The 14665-nt window shown below is 62.1% G+C and carries 16 protein-coding genes; 13 read left to right on the top strand and 3 right to left on the bottom strand.

Annotation, left to right across the window (positions count from 1 at the left end; translation table 11 throughout):
* The first annotated feature begins 2 nt into the window (after window positions 1–2).
* The 6 genes from ACFY9W_RS09915 (at window position 3) to ACFY9W_RS09890 (ending at window position 6076) form a co-directional block, all read left to right on the top strand.
* On the top strand, window positions 3–1556 hold the full coding sequence (locus ACFY9W_RS09915; protein WP_391129086.1) for an ATP-binding cassette domain-containing protein: 1554 nt from the start codon (window positions 3–5) through the stop codon (window positions 1554–1556).
* On the top strand, window positions 1553–2548 hold the full coding sequence (locus tag ACFY9W_RS09910; RefSeq protein WP_119370603.1) for an ABC transporter permease: 996 nt from the start codon (window positions 1553–1555) through the stop codon (window positions 2546–2548). The genes ACFY9W_RS09915 and ACFY9W_RS09910 overlap by 4 nt, the downstream gene beginning before the upstream one ends.
* A gap of 4 nt (window positions 2549–2552) precedes the next feature.
* On the top strand, window positions 2553–3575 hold the full coding sequence (locus ACFY9W_RS09905; RefSeq protein ID WP_391129082.1) for a substrate-binding domain-containing protein: 1023 nt from the start codon (window positions 2553–2555) through the stop codon (window positions 3573–3575).
* A 15-nt stretch (window positions 3576–3590) separates the two neighbouring features.
* A complete protein-coding gene (rbsK, locus tag ACFY9W_RS09900; protein WP_391129079.1) occupies window positions 3591–4499 on the top strand; it encodes a ribokinase in 909 nt (302 codons plus the stop codon).
* Complete coding sequence (gene rbsD, locus ACFY9W_RS09895; RefSeq protein WP_391129076.1) at window positions 4496–4894, top strand: D-ribose pyranase; 399 nt, start codon at window positions 4496–4498, stop codon at window positions 4892–4894. Before rbsK ends, rbsD begins: the two co-directional genes overlap by 4 nt.
* Before the next feature lie 180 nt (window positions 4895–5074).
* Window positions 5075–6076 carry a nucleoside hydrolase gene (locus ACFY9W_RS09890; protein ID WP_391129073.1) on the top strand — a complete coding sequence of 334 codons (1002 nt, stop codon included), beginning with the start codon at window positions 5075–5077 and terminating at the stop codon, window positions 6074–6076.
* Here the strand turns inward: ACFY9W_RS09890 and ACFY9W_RS09885 are convergent.
* A complete protein-coding gene (locus ACFY9W_RS09885) occupies window positions 6048–6260 on the bottom strand; it encodes a hypothetical protein (protein WP_391129070.1) in 213 nt (70 codons plus the stop codon). The two genes, ACFY9W_RS09890 and ACFY9W_RS09885, sit on opposite strands and share 29 nt — an antisense overlap.
* A 260-nt stretch (window positions 6261–6520) precedes the next feature.
* Here ACFY9W_RS09885 and ACFY9W_RS09880 point away from each other — a divergent pair, with 260 nt between their 5' ends.
* Window positions 6521–6841, top strand: coding sequence for an I78 family peptidase inhibitor (locus tag ACFY9W_RS09880; protein ID WP_391129067.1), 321 nt, complete (start codon window positions 6521–6523; stop codon window positions 6839–6841).
* Window positions 6842–6991: 150 nt separating this feature from the next.
* On the opposite strand, the gene ACFY9W_RS09875 is transcribed toward ACFY9W_RS09880, so the two are convergent.
* Together ACFY9W_RS09875 and ACFY9W_RS09870 are read right to left on the bottom strand one after the other, a co-directional pair.
* The gene (locus ACFY9W_RS09875) at window positions 6992–7204 is read right to left on the bottom strand and encodes a cold-shock protein (protein ID WP_012273095.1); all 213 of its coding nucleotides are present in this window, start codon (window positions 7202–7204) and stop codon (window positions 6992–6994) included.
* 163 nt (window positions 7205–7367) lie between these two features.
* The gene (locus ACFY9W_RS09870) at window positions 7368–7673 is read right to left on the bottom strand and encodes a hypothetical protein (RefSeq protein WP_391129064.1); all 306 of its coding nucleotides are present in this window, start codon (window positions 7671–7673) and stop codon (window positions 7368–7370) included.
* A gap of 339 nt (window positions 7674–8012) precedes the next feature.
* Here ACFY9W_RS09870 and thrS point away from each other — a divergent pair, with 339 nt between their 5' ends.
* The 6 genes from thrS (at window position 8013) to pheT (ending at window position 14665) form a co-directional block, all read left to right on the top strand.
* Entirely contained in the window at window positions 8013–9935 is a 1923-nt protein-coding gene (thrS, locus tag ACFY9W_RS09865; protein ID WP_391129061.1) for a threonine--tRNA ligase, read from the top strand.
* Window positions 9935–10486 (top strand): translation initiation factor IF-3, encoded by a 552-nt coding sequence (gene infC / locus ACFY9W_RS09860; RefSeq protein ID WP_012052879.1) that lies wholly within the window; start codon window positions 9935–9937, stop codon window positions 10484–10486. The genes thrS and infC overlap by 1 nt, the downstream gene beginning before the upstream one ends.
* A 61-nt stretch (window positions 10487–10547) precedes the next feature.
* Window positions 10548–10742: a 50S ribosomal protein L35 gene (rpmI, locus tag ACFY9W_RS09855; protein WP_003250667.1), complete on the top strand. Its 195-nt coding sequence runs from the start codon at window positions 10548–10550 to the stop codon at window positions 10740–10742.
* A 27-nt stretch (window positions 10743–10769) separates the two neighbouring features.
* Entirely contained in the window at window positions 10770–11126 is a 357-nt protein-coding gene (rplT, locus tag ACFY9W_RS09850) for a 50S ribosomal protein L20 (protein ID WP_003250671.1), read from the top strand.
* 109 nt (window positions 11127–11235) lie between these two features.
* Window positions 11236–12252: a phenylalanine--tRNA ligase subunit alpha gene (gene pheS, locus ACFY9W_RS09845; RefSeq protein ID WP_016487883.1), complete on the top strand. Its 1017-nt coding sequence runs from the start codon at window positions 11236–11238 to the stop codon at window positions 12250–12252.
* Between the two features lie 31 nt (window positions 12253–12283).
* On the top strand, window positions 12284–14665 hold the full coding sequence (gene pheT, locus ACFY9W_RS09840) for a phenylalanine--tRNA ligase subunit beta (protein WP_391129057.1): 2382 nt from the start codon (window positions 12284–12286) through the stop codon (window positions 14663–14665).

Raw genomic sequence — 14665 nt, 5'->3', positions numbered from 1 at the left:
CCATGGCTGCATCGGCCAATGAAGTGGTACTCGCCGCCAGCGGGTTGGGCAAGACCTACTCCCAGCCCGTGCTCGGCGAGGTCAGCCTGAACCTGCGGGCCGGCGAAGTGCTGGCCCTTACCGGTGAAAACGGCGCGGGCAAGAGCACCCTGTCCAAGCTCATCAGTGGCCTGGAAACCCCCACCACCGGGCACATGACCTATCGCGGCCAGGCTTACGCGCCCGGCAGCCGCAGCGAGGCCGAGCGCCTGGGTGTGCGCATGGTCATGCAGGAGCTCAACCTGCTGCCCACGCTGACCGTGGCGGAAAACCTGTTTCTCGACAACCTGCCCAGCCGCTTCGGCTGGATCAGCCACAAACGCCTGCGCCAGTTGGCCACGGCCGCCATGGCCCGGGTCGGGCTCGATGCCATCGACCCGGACACCCCGGTCGGCGAGTTGGGCATCGGCCATCAGCAGATGGTCGAGATCGCCCGCAACCTGATCGGCGACTGCCATGTGCTGATCTTCGACGAACCCACCGCCATGCTCACCGCCCGCGAGGTGGAGCTGCTGTTCACCCAGATCGAACGCCTGCGCGAGCGCGGCGTGGCCATCGTCTACATATCGCACCGCCTTGAAGAGTTGCAGCGTGTGGCCCAGCGCATCGTCGTGCTGCGCGACGGCAAACGGGTGTGCGACGAGCCTATCCAGCGCTACAGCAGCGCCGAGCTGGTCAACCTGATGGTCGGCCGCGAGCTGGGCGAGCATATCGACCTGGGCCGCCGGCAGATCGGTGCGCCACTGCTCAAGGTCGACAGGCTCAGCCGTGCCGACAAGGTGCGTGAGGTGTCATTCGAAGTCAGGGCAGGGGAGATCTTTGGCATCTCCGGCCTGATCGGCGCCGGCCGTACCGAGCTGCTGAGGCTGATCTACGGTGCCGACCGCGCCGACAGCGGCAGCATTGCGCTGGGTCAGCCCCTACAAGCGGTCACCATCGATTCGCCAAAGGCCGCAGTACGGGCTGGTATTGCACTGATTACCGAAGACCGCAAAGGCGAAGGCCTGCTGCTTACGCAATCGATCAGCGCCAATATTGCCCTGGGCAACCTGGGCGCGGTATCGCGTGCCGGGGTGCTGGACGGCGAGGCAGAAAAGGCCCTGGCCGAGCGCCAGATCCAGGCCATGCGCATTCGCAGTGCCGGCGCGCAGCAAGTGGTGGGCGAGCTGTCTGGCGGTAACCAGCAGAAGGTGGTGATCGGCCGCTGGCTGGAGCGCGACTGCCAGGTGCTGCTGTTCGACGAGCCTACCCGTGGCATTGACGTTGGCGCCAAGTTCGACATCTATGGCCTGTTGGCCGAACTGGCGCGCCAGGGCAAGGCCTTGGTGGTGGTGTCCAGCGACCTGCGCGAGCTGATGCTGATTTGCGACCGCATCGCCGTGCTGTCTGCCGGTCGCCTGATCGACACCTTCGACCGCGACCACTGGAGCCAGGACCAGCTGCTGGCTGCTGCCTTTGCCGGTTATCAGAAACGTGACGCACTGCTGCACGATGCAGCCCCCAGGATGGATGCATGAAAACCACCCCGCTTGACAGCCAAGGCGCCGCCCCCGTGCGCCGCAGTGGCACCTACTTTGGCCTGGGCACCTACCTGGGCCTGGCCGGCGCCTTGCTGGCGATGATCGTGCTGTTCTCGTTCCTCAGCAGCCACTTCTGGTCGTACAACACCTTCAGCACCCTGGCCAACCAGATCCCCGACCTGATGGTGCTGGCGGTGGGCATGACCTTTGTGCTGATCATCGGCGGCATCGACCTTTCGGTAGGCTCGGTACTGGCCCTGGCTGCCTCCACGGTGAGCGTGGCGATTCTGGGCTGGGGCTGGGGCGTACTGCCCTCGGCGTTGCTGGGCATGGCCGTGGCTGCGCTGGCCGGCAGCATTACCGGTGGCGTCACCGTGGCCTGGCGCATTCCGTCTTTCATTGTCTCGCTTGGCGTGCTGGAAATGGCCCGGGGCCTGGCCTACCAGTTCACCGACTCGCGCACCGCCTACATCGGCGATGCCTATGCCTGGTTCTCCAACCCGGTCGCCTTTGGCATATCACCCGCGTTCATCATTGCCTTGCTGGTGATCGTGCTGGCCCAACTGGTACTGACCCGCACCGTGTTCGGCCGCTACCTGATCGGCATCGGCACCAACGAGGAGGCCGTGCGCCTGGCCGGTATCGACCCGCGCCCTTACAAGGTGCTGGTGTTCGCCCTGATGGGCCTGCTCGCCGGCCTGGCCGCACTGTTCCAGATTTCGCGCCTTGAAGCGGCCGACCCCAATGCCGGCTCCGGCCTGGAGCTGCAGGTGATCGCCGCCGTGGTGATCGGCGGCACCAGCCTGATGGGCGGGCGCGGCTCGGTCATCAGCACGTTCTTTGGCGTACTGATCATTTCGGTGCTGGCCGCCGGGCTGGCGCAGATCGGTGCCAGCGAACCCACCAAACGCATCATCACCGGGGCGGTGATTGTCATCGCCGTGGTGCTCGACACCTACCGTAGCCGGCGTGCAGGCCGGCGGAACTGAAGACATGGCAACCATCAAAGACGTCGCGGCACTGGCGGGTATCTCCTACACCACCGTGTCCCATGTATTGAACAAGACCCGACCGGTCAGCGAGCAGGTGCGGGTGAAGGTTGAAGCCGCCATCCTCGAACTGGACTACGTGCCCAGCGCCGTGGCGCGCTCACTCAAGGCGCGCAGCACGGCCACCATCGGCCTGCTGGTGCCCAACAGCGTCAACCCGTACTTTGCCGAACTGGCGCGGGGCATCGAAGACGCCTGCGAGCGCAACGGCTACTGCGTGATCCTGTGCAACTCCGACGACAACCCGCAGAAGCAGCGCAACTACCTGCGCGTGCTGCTGGAAAAGCGCGTCGACGGCCTGGTGGTGGCCTCGGTGGGCCAGGACTGCGACCTGCTGCAAAGCCTGGCCAGCGTGCGCACACCGATGGTGATCGTCGACCGCGAGCTGGAAGGTGTCGATGCCGACCTGGTGCGCATCGACCACGAGCAGGGCGCCTACCTGGCTACCCGGCATCTGCTGGAGCAGGGGCACCGGGACATCGCCTACATCGGCGGCCCCGTCGAAACCGGGGTTACCCAGCTGCGCCTGGGCGGTTTTCGCCGGGCCATGGCCGAGGCCGGGGCGCAGGTGCAGGGTAACCGCGTGCTGCATTGCGATTTCACCAGCCCCGGCGGCCATGCAGCGGCGGCGCAGCTGCTGGAGGGCAAGCGGCCCACGGCGATTTTTGCCGGCAATGACATGATCGGTTTTGGCGTGCTGCGCGCTGCGGCCGAGCGCAATATCAACGTGCCCGGCGAGCTTTCGGTCATCGGCTTCGACGACATCGAACTCAGCCGCTACGTGTACCCGCCGCTGACCACCGTGGGCCAGTCCATCCGCGAGCTGGGCGAAAACGCCGCGTCGCTGTTGCTGGCGCGCATCGTCACGCCCCGCCAGGGCGTGGCAGAGCAACGCATCGTTGCCCCGCGCATCGTATTGCGCGAGTCCACCGGGCCGCGCCCGGATCTGTTCAACGATTACCGCTAACGCTAAGGAAATGTCATGAGTGCCAAGGTCGTCGTAGTGGGTAGCCTGAACATAGACCTGGTGGCCCGGGCCCAGCGCCTGCCCCGGGCCGGCGAAACCCTTCCCGGCGAGCATTTTTTCACCGTGCCGGGCGGCAAGGGTGCCAACCAGGCCGTGGCTGTGGCGCGGCTGGGTGGCAGCGTGGCGATGATCGGTAATGTGGGTGACGATGATTATGGTCGGCAACTGCACCGGGCGTTGTACGTTGAGGGTATCGATTGCCAGGGCGTCAGCACCTGCCCTGGGGTGTCCAGTGGCGTGGCGCTGATTATCGTGGACGCTGCCAGCCAGAACTGCATCGTCATCATTCCCGGCGGCAACGGCCTGCTGACGCCGCAGTCGGTGCAGCGCTTCGATGCGCTGTTGCAGGCGGCCGAGGTGGTCATCTGCCAGCTGGAAGTGCCAGCCGACACCGTGGCTTGGACCCTGGCCAGGGCACGCGAGCTGGGCAAGCAAGTCATCCTGAACCCGGCACCTGCCACAGGCCCCTTGCCGGCAGACTGGTTCGCCCGCATCGATTACCTCACGCCCAACGAAAGCGAGGCCGAAACCCTGACCGGTATGCCCGTGACCGACCAGGACAGTGCCCGGCGCGCAGGCGAGCGCTTGCTGCAACTGGGGGCAGGCAAAGTGATCATCACCCTGGGGGCGCAAGGGGCGTTGCTGGTTACAGACCAAGGCCACCAGCACTTCCCGGCGCCGCAGGTACAACCGCTGGATACCACGGCGGCAGGCGACACCTTCATCGGGGGCTTCGCCGCAGGCCTGGTGCGGGGCCTGGGGGAGGGCGACGCCATCTCCTTCGGCCAGCGTGCGGCGGCATTGTCGGTGACCCGTGCTGGCGCCCAGCCATCGATTCCCTACCTGGCGGAGCTTGCACCATGAAGAAAACCCCGCTGCTGAACGTTGCCCTGTCGCGAACCATCGCGGGCATGGGGCACGGCGACATCCTGGTGATCGGTGATGCCGGCCTGCCGGTGCCGCCGGGTGTGGAACTGATCGACCTGGCCGTTACAGCAGGCTTGCCGGATTTCGCCAGTGTGTTGCGCGCAGTGCTAAGCGAATTGCAGGTAGAACGGCATGTGCTGGCTGAAGAAATGCAGAAAGTGGTACCGCCGGCACTGGTCGAGATCGAACGGTTGAAGGGCAAGCTGGGCAAGCGCGAATGGCTGAGCCATGAAGAATTCAAGGTGCTGTCACGCAGTGCCCGCGCCGTGGTGCGCACGGGGGAGTGCCAGCCTTATAGCAATATTTCCCTGATCTCCGGCGTTACGTTCTAGCTTACAGTCCTCGCCTGAGAAGCCTCCTGTGGGAGCGCTTTCACCGAGGCGTCGAACTGCCGTTAGCATCGGCGAAGCCGGTGCCATCCACCGCGCTGGAATCTTCGCGGGTTAACCCGTTCCCACAGGGTGTTGCGGTTATTCAGGAATATTTCTTCAGGCAACGCGGAGTGACACCCCATGCTCAAACCTTTGCTACAAGGACTCGCCCTCATGGCCACAGCCACCACCCTCCAGGCCGCCCCGATCGACCTGATCATCGACACCGACCCCGGTGCCGACGACGTGGTCGCGCTGTTCCTTGCCATGGCCTCGCCCGACGAACTCAACATCCGCGCCATCACCACCGTGGCCGGCAACGTGCGCCTGGATAAAACCTCCCGCAACGCCCGGCTGGCCCGCGAATGGGCCCGCCGCGAAGACATTCCCGTGTACGCCGGCGCCGGCCGCCCACTGGTGCGCTCGCCCATCTACGCCGCTGATGTCCACGGCGAAGAAGGCCTGACCGGCGTACAAGTACATGAACCGAAAAAGCCCTTGGCCCAAGGCAATGCCGTGCAATACCTGGTCGACACCCTGGGCGCGGCCGAACCCCACAGCATCACTGTCGCCATGCTCGGCCCGCAGACCAACCTGGCCCTGGCGCTGATTCAGCGCCCGGACATCGCCAAAGGCATCAAGGAAGTGGTGGTCATGGGCGGCGCCCATTTCAACGGTGGCAACATCACCCCGGCCGCGGAATTCAACCTTTACGCCGACCCGCATGCTGCACAGGTGGTGCTGGCCAGTGGCGTGCAACTCACCTACCTGCCACTGGATGTCACGCACAAGCTGCTGACCAGCGATGCCCGCCTCAAACAGCTGGCCGCCGTGAACAACCAGGCCAGCAAACGGGTGGTGGATATACTCAACGCTTACATCACCTACGACATGAACCTGTACGGCATGCCCGGCGGCCCGGTGCATGACGCCAGTGTCATTGCCTATCTGCTAAAGCCCGAACTGTTCAGCGGCCGGCGCATCCACATGAGCATCGACAGCCGCGAAGGCCCAAGCTTCGGCCAGACCCTCGCTGACTGGTACGGCGTGCTCAAGCAGCCCGCAAACGTGCTGTGGGTGGAGCAGGGCGATGCGCAAGGCCTGTTCGACCTGCTCAGCGCCCGTTTGGCGCGATTGGAATAGCCGCGTGCGGCGCGTAGCGCTCGAACACCTGGTCGATGAAGCTGCGTGCCGCTTCGGCACCGTTGTCGCGCACCAGCAGGTCGATGGCGATCAGCAGCAACTCCTCCGGCGTGCCAGGGCTGTACGCGCTCTGGCCCTCGGCCCATTTGACCTTGATATCGGCATCGATGCTGTGGTTGCTCATGAAAGGCTCTCGCTTGGGGCCCGGGGCGGAGGGGCGAATACCGGATCCTAGTATTCGGGGGAAGGCACTGTGCCTTCACTTCCTAAAGTAAATCATGACTTTGCAGCGCAAACCAAGCGCCTCGTCGGCCGACCGGTAAAATTCGGTCACGATTGCCTTTCGCTCAGGGCGCCTGGTTCAGGCAGACTTGCGCGGTTTTGCAACGAATTCTTGGTGGAGCTGTCGGAACAGACAGTTCCCAGATCGATTTAGGAGGCTTCATGTTCCGTACCCGTGCTTACCTGGCAACCCTGGCGGTGGCTGCTGTCCTGGCTGGTTGCAGCACTGGTGGTAGTTCTGATGGCGGCAACGCGCCTGCGGCGTCGGCCGGCAACGATGGCCGCTGCGAAGCCAGCGGTGCCGATTTTGCCATTGGCAAGCAGGGCAGTGCCGAACTGCTGGAGCAAGCGCGCAAGGCCAGCGGCTCGCAGATGGCACGCATTCTCAAGCCAAATGATGTGGTAACACTGGAGTACCGCTCCGAGCGGCTGAACCTGAATGTGAACGAGCAAGGTGTGGTGACCCGCGTCAACTGCGGTTGATGCAAAGGCCTCTTCGCGGGTAAACCCGCTCCCACAGGCTAGGCACAAGGCCCTGTGGGAGCGGGTTTGCCCGCGAAGACGTCAGGGCAGGGTGGTGCAACGCCCATAAAAAAACCCGCCACAAGGGCGGGTTTTTTCGCAGCTTCCGAATTACTCCGGACGAACCTGAGCAGCCTGCATGCCCTTCTGGCCGCGCTCGGCGACGAAGGAAACAGTCTGACCTTCTTTCAGGCTCTTGAAGCCGTCGGATTCGATGGCTTTGAAGTGAACGAACAGGTCGTCGCCGCCGCCTTGTGGGGTGATGAAGCCGAAGCCTTTCTCATCATTGAACCATTTGACGGTGCCGGTTTGGCGATTGGACATGGGATGAATCTCCAGAAACTTGATATTTTTCGAAGTGCCATAGACGCCTGAGCAGTCTGGCACAGGTGACATCATAGTCTAATTCTGCGGATGTAGCCCCTTTTACCTCCATCGGATGTTGATCCAGCGCAAAAAAAAGCTGATCAGCCCCAGCTTTAAGGGTTCAGCTCTTCGGCGCGCAGGCCTGTTGCACGACCGTTTGGGCCTTCTGCATCAGCTTGGCATCTACGCCATCTTTGCTGTCCAGGTCAGCAATCTCTGCGTCGGTAAAATTCTTTTTGATCGCCTGGGCGCCACATTCGCAGTGTTTTTTTGCGGTGGCAGCGTCAACGCGCTGGCCGCTGGCCACTTGCGTGCACTGAGCCATATAGCCAGCTTCCCTGCCTGGTGGGAAGTTGCCAGCATTCGCGGCCATGGGCAGCAGCAGGGCCCCAGCGGCCGCCAGGGCCAGAAGAGACGGAACTCGCATAACCAGTTACTCCTTGGGTTAAGGTCTCATCAAGAGTAGGTTGCCTCCCAAGGTCTGATAGGAATTTTTCCGCGTTAGTTCACCCGAAAGCTGCAATTACCAAATATTTCTGCCTGGGGTGCAACCCGCGTGCTAGCATGCCCGGCCTGCAGCTGACAACTTCCAGCCTGCAGCTATCTTTATTTCTTTCCAGTCACTCTGGTTCGTCCCTTGCAAGCCGAAAGGCTTCTGCCACTGTGAGGCAGGCTTCCTTATTCAGGAAGGCAGGTCGGATCTTGTACTGGCTCATCCCAACCCACGTGACCTTTGGTAGGGGTCACCACTAGGAGAGGAGGCGCCATGCCCGTTATTACTCTTCCCGATGGCAGTCAACGTTCGTTTGATCACGCCGTATCCGTAGCCGACGTTGCCGCGTCCATCGGCGCCGGCCTGGCCAAGGCCACCGTGGCCGGCAAGGTCGATGGCAAACTGGTCGATGCTTGCGACCTGATCAGCCACGACGCCACCCTGCAGATCATCACCCCTAAAGATGAAGAGGGACTGGAGATCATCCGTCACTCGTGCGCCCACCTGGTCGGCCACGCGGTGAAGCAGCTGTACCCGACCGCCAAGATGGTCATCGGCCCGGTCATCGACGAAGGCTTCTATTACGACATCGCCTACGAGCGCCCCTTCACCCCTGAAGATATGGCCGCCATCGAAAAGCGCATGATGGAGCTGATCGAAAAAGACTACGACGTGGTCAAGAAAGTGACCCCGCGCGCCGAAGTCATCGACGTGTTCAAGGCCCGTGGCGAAGACTACAAGCTGCGCCTGGTCGAAGACATGCCGGATGAGCAGGCCATGGGCCTGTACTACCACGAAGAATACGTCGACATGTGCCGCGGCCCGCACGTGCCGAACACCCGCTTCCTCAAGGCATTCAAGCTGACCAAGCTGTCCGGTGCCTACTGGCGCGGCGATGCCAAGAACGAGCAGCTGCAACGCGTGTACGGCACCGCCTGGGCCGACAAGAAGCAGCTGGCTGCGTACATCCAGCGCATCGAAGAAGCCGAAAAACGCGACCACCGCAAGATCGGCAAGCAGCTCGACCTGTTCCACCTGCAGGAAGAAGCCCCGGGCATGGTGTTCTGGCATGCCAACGGCTGGACGGTGTACCAGGTGCTCGAGCAGTACATGCGCCAGGTTCAGCGCGCCAACGGCTATCTGGAAATCAAGACCCCGCAGGTTGTCGACCGTATCCTGTGGGAGCGTTCCGGCCACTGGTCCAACTACGCCGAGAACATGTTCACCACCTCGTCGGAAAGCCGTGATTACGCGGTAAAACCGATGAACTGCCCGTGCCACGTGCAGGTGTTCAACCAGGGCCTGAAAAGCTACCGCGACCTGCCGCTGCGCCTGGCCGAGTTCGGTGCCTGCCACCGTAACGAGCCGTCCGGCGCCCTGCACGGCATCATGCGAGTGCGTGGCTTTGTGCAAGATGACGCGCACATCTTCTGCACCGAAGAACAGGTGAAGAAAGAAGCCGCCGACTTCATCAAGCTGACCCTGGATGTGTACAAGGATTTCGGCTTTACCGACATCGCCATGAAGCTGTCGACCCGTCCGGCCAAGCGTGTGGGCTCCGAAGAGCTGTGGGACCGTGCCGAAAGCGCACTGGCCGACGCCTTGAACGAATCCGGCCTTGAGTGGGAATACCAGCCAGGCGAGGGCGCCTTCTACGGCCCGAAAATCGAGTTCACCCTGCGCGACTGCCTCGGCCGTAACTGGCAGTGCGGCACCCTGCAGTACGACCCGAACCTGCCAGAGCGCCTGGACGCCAGCTATATCGCCGAAGATAACAGCCGAATTCGCCCGGTCATGCTGCACCGCGCCATCCTCGGTTCGTTCGAGCGCTTCATCGGCATGCTGATCGAGCACTACGCTGGCGTGTTCCCGGCCTGGCTGGCACCTACCCAGGCCGTGATCATGAACATCACCGACAAACAGGCCGATTTCGCCCTTGAGGTTGAGAAATCTCTGAACGGTAGCGGTTTCCGTGCCAAGTCGGACTTGAGAAATGAGAAGATCGGCTTTAAAATCCGCGAGCATACTTTGCTCAAGGTCCCGTACCTTTTGGTTATAGGGGACCGCGAAGTCGAAACGCAAACCGTCGCAGTGCGTACTCGCGAAGGCGCAGACCTGGGCTCCATGCCCGTCGCCCAATTCGCCGAGCTTCTGACACAAGCGGTTTCCCGGCGTGGTCGCCAAGAATCGGAGTAATGACTATTAAGCGTGAAATGAGAAACGATAAGCGTGCTGTACCGAAGGCCCCGATCAACGAGAATATCTCGGCCCGCGAGGTTCGGTTAATTGGCGCAGACGGCGAGCAGGTTGGCATCGTCTCGATTGATGAAGCGCTGCGTATCGCTGATGAAGCGAAGCTGGACCTGGTAGAAATCTCTGCAGACGCGGTACCACCGGTCTGCAAGGTCATGGACTACGGCAAGCACCTCTTCGAAAAGAAGAAGCAGGCCAACGAAGCCAAGAAAAACCAGAAGCAGATCCAGATCAAAGAAATCAAGTTTCGTCCAGGGACGGAGGATGGGGATTACCAGGTAAAACTACGCAACCTGGTACGTTTCCTTACCGATGGGGACAAGGCCAAGATCTCTCTGAGATTCCGCGGCCGTGAGATGGCCCACCAGGAGCTGGGCATGGAGCTGTTGAAGCGGGTCGAAGCCGACCTCGCCGAATACGGCACCGTTGAGCAGCATCCGAAGATGGAAGGACGCCAGCTTATGATGGTCATCGCCCCCAAAAAGAAGAAGTAATCTCCCGGGCACGGCAGGCCTGATGATTATTGTGTAATTTTTTTCGAATGCGGAGTTCAACATGCCAAAAATGAAAACCAAGAGCGGTGCTGCGAAGCGCTTCCTGAAGACAGCTTCGGGCTTCAAGCACAAGCACGCTTTCAAGAGCCACATCCTGACCAAAATGTCGACCAAGCGTAAGCGTCAACTGCGCGGTGCCAGCTTGCTGCACCCGTCCGACGTGGCAAAAGTCGAGCGCATGCTGCGCGTTCGTTAATTCTGGTTAAGATAGAGGAAGTTACTCATGGCTCGTGTTAAGCGCGGCGTTATCGCTCGTAAGCGTCACAAAAAAATTCTGAAACTGGCTAAAGGTTACTACGGTGCACGCTCGCGCGTATTCCGCGTAGCCAAGCAAGCGGTCATCAAGGCAGGCCAATACGCCTACCGCGACCGTCGCCAGAAGAAGCGTCAGTTCCGCGCACTGTGGATCGCTCGTATCAACGCCGGTGCCCGCACCAACGGTCTGTCCTACAGCCGTCTGATTGCTGGCCTGAAAAAGGCTTCGATCGAAATCGACCGTAAGGTTCTGGCCGATCTGGCAGTGAACGAAAAAGCGGCGTTTGCTGCGATTGTCGAGAAAGCTAAAGCCGTTCTGGCTTAAGTACCCGCGACAATCACCCGGCGGCGCTGGCGCCGTCGGGCATTGAACGTCATCGATAGGGGAAGAGCCTTCAAAGCTCTTCCCCTATTTTCGTATCTGGAGTCTGTACATGGAAAACCTGGATGCGCTGGTCTCCCAAGCCCTAGAGGCCGTGGAACGCGCTGAAGACATCAACGCCCTGGAACAGATCCGGGTTAATTATCTCGGCAAGAAGGGCGAGCTGACCCAGGTGATGAAGACCCTGGGCAACCTGCCAGCCGAAGAGCGGCCGAAAGTCGGCGCGCTGATCAACGATGCCAAAGAGCGCGTCACCGTTGTGCTCAATGCCCGCAAGGCCGCCTTTGAAGAAGCCGAGCTCAGCGCTCGCCTGGCAGCCGAATGCATTGACGTCACCCTGCCAGGCCGCGGCCAGGCCACCGGTGGCCTGCACCCGATCACCCGTACACTCGAGCGCATCGAGCAGTTCTTCACCCACATCGGCTACGGCATTGCCGAAGGCCCAGAGGTTGAAGACGATTACCACAACTTCGAAGCGCTCAACATCCCCGGCCACCACCCGGCCCGGGCGATGCACGACACCTTCTACTTCAATGCCAACATGCTGCTGCGTACCCACACCTCGCCGGTGCAGGTACGGACCATGGAGTCCACCCAGCCGCCTATCCGCATTGTCTGCCCTGGCCGCGTATACCGCTGCGACTCGGATATCACCCACTCGCCGATGTTCCACCAGGTCGAAGGCCTGCTGATCGATCGCGACATCAACTTCGCCGACCTCAAGGGCACCATCGAAGAATTCCTGCGCGTGTTCTTCGAAAAAGAACTGGCGGTACGTTTCCGCCCATCGTTCTTCCCCTTCACCGAGCCGTCCGCCGAAGTCGACATCCAGTGCGTGATGTGTTCCGGCAACGGCTGCCGCGTATGCAAGCAAACCGGCTGGCTGGAAGTGATGGGTTGCGGCATGGTGCACCCAAGCGTGCTGCGCATGTCTGGCATCGACCCTGAAGAGTTCCAGGGCTTCGCCTTCGGCATGGGCGCCGAGCGCCTGGCCATGCTGCGCTATGGCGTCAACGATTTGCGTCTGTTCTTCGACAACGACCTGCGGTTCCTGGCGCAATTCCGCTAGGCCCAATCGACGCAACTTTCAGGAGAACAGCATGAAATTCAGTGAACAGTGGCTGCGCGGTTGGGTAAACCCGCAAGTCTCCCGTGACGAACTGGTCGCCCGCCTGTCCATGGCCGGCCTCGAAGTCGACAGCGTAACCCCCGCTGCCGGCCAGTTCAGCGGCATTGTCGTGGGCGAAATCCTCGCCACCGAACAACACCCGGACGCCGACAAGCTGCGCGTGTGCCAGGTATCCAACGGCCAGGAAACGTTCCAGGTCGTGTGCGGCGCGCCTAACGCCCGCCCAGGCATCAAGATTCCATTCGCCATGATCGGCGCCGAGCTGTCTGGCGACTTCAAGATCAAAAAGGCCAAACTGCGTGGCGTCGAGTCCTTCGGCATGCTGTGCTCGGCAGCCGAGCTGGAAATCAGCGAAGAGAACGACGGCCTGCTGGAACTGGCAGCCGACGCCCCGGTAGGCGAAAACATTCGCACCTACCTCAACCTGGACGACGCCAGCATCGAAATCGGCCTTACGCCGAACCGCGGTGACTGCCTGTCCATCGCCGGCCTGGCCCGCGACGTCAGCGCCCTGTACGACACCCCGGTCACCCGCCCGGTGGTGCCAGCGGTAGCGCCTGCCCACGACGAAGTGCGCCCGGTGGAAGTCAGCGCCCCGGCCGCCTGCCCACGCTACCTGGGCCGTGTTATCCGTAACGTCGACCTCAGCAAGCCGACCCCCCTGTGGATGGTCGAACGCCTGCGCCGCAGCGACGTACGCAGCATCGACGCCGCCGTCGACATCACCAACTACGTGATGCTCGAACTCGGCCAGCCGATGCACGCCTTCGACCTGGCAGAAATCAACGGCGGCATTCGCGTACGCATGGCCGAAGAGGGCGAAAAACTCGTCCTGCTCGACGGCCAGGAAGTTGCCCTGCGCGCCGACACCCTGGTCATCGCCGACCACACCCGCGCCCTGGCCATCGCCGGCGTCATGGGTGGCGAGCACAGCGGTGTAAACACCGAAAAAACCCGCGACCTGTTCCTGGAAAGCGCCTTCTTCGAGCCGATTTCCGTCGCCGGTAAAGCCCGTTCCTACGGCCTGCACACCGATGCCTCGCACCGCTACGAGCGCGGCGTCGATTCGCAACTGGCCCGCGAAGCCATCGAACGCGCCACCCAGCTGGTGCTCGACATCGTCGGCGGCGAAGCCGGCCCGGTAGTCGAAGCCGTCAGCGAACAGCACCTGCCACAAGTGGCCCCGGTCGTCCTGCGCGACGAACGCATCACCCAGATGCTCGGCATGCAAATGGACCCAGCCCAGGTCGAGCAACTGCTCAACGCACTGGAACTGACCACGACCAAGAGCGGGGAAGGGCAGTGGACCGTCAACGTCCCAAGCCACCGCTTCGATATCAGCCTGGAAGTGGACCTGATCGAAGAGCTGGCCCGCCTGTACGGTTACAACAACCTGCCGGTACGTTACCCGCAAGCCCGCCTGGCCCCACAGGGCAAGCCGGAAACCCGCGGTGACCTGCCAACCCTGCGCCGCCTGCTGGTTGCCCGCGGCTACCAGGAAGCTATCACCTACAGCTTCATCGACCCGAAACTGTTCGAACTGTTCAGCCCGGGCGTAGAGCCACTGCTGCTGGCCAACCCTATCTCCAGTGACATGGCCGCCATGCGCGCGTCGCTGTGGCCGGGCCTGGTCAAGGCACTGCAACACAACCTGAACCGCCAGCAAGACCGCGTGCGCCTGTTCGAAAGTGGCTTGCGCTTCGTTGGCCAACTCGGCGACCTGCAGCAGCAGCCAATGATTGCCGGCGTCATCACCGGCAGCCGCCTGCCAGAAGGTTGGGCCAACGGCCGCGACGGTGTCGACTTCTTCGACGTTAAAGCCGACGTGGAAGCCCTGCTGGGCTACTCTGGCGCCCTGAGCGACTTCACCTTCAGCGCCGGCAAACACCCCGCCCTGCACCCAGGCCAAACCGCCGCCATCGAACGCGACGGCAAACTGGTCGGCTACCTCGGCGCCATCCACCCGGAGCTGGCCAAGGCCCTGGGCCTGGACCGCCCGGTGTTCCTGTTCGAGCTGGTGCTGGGCGATGTGGTCGAAGGCCGCCTGCCGAAGTTCAGCGAGCTGTCCAAGTTCCCGGAAACCCGCCGCGACCTGGCGTTGATCGCCGGCCGTGACGTGGCTGCCAGCGCGGTGCTTGAATTAATTCGTGACAATGCAGGCGAATGGCTCACAGACCTCAGGCTGTTTGATGTCTACCAAGGTAAAGGCATTGATCCTGATAGAAAAAGCCTTGCCGTTGGCTTGACCTGGCAGCATCCATCGCGCACTCTTAACGACGATGAGGTGAACACTACCCTGCAAAACATCCTCACCTCGCTCGAACAAAGGTTGAACACCACGTTAAGGAAATAA

Source organism: Pseudomonas sp. NPDC008258 (assembly GCF_042956345.1).
GTDB lineage: Bacteria > Pseudomonadota > Gammaproteobacteria > Pseudomonadales > Pseudomonadaceae > Aquipseudomonas.
This window is presented reverse-complemented; position numbering and strand designations above follow the sequence as displayed.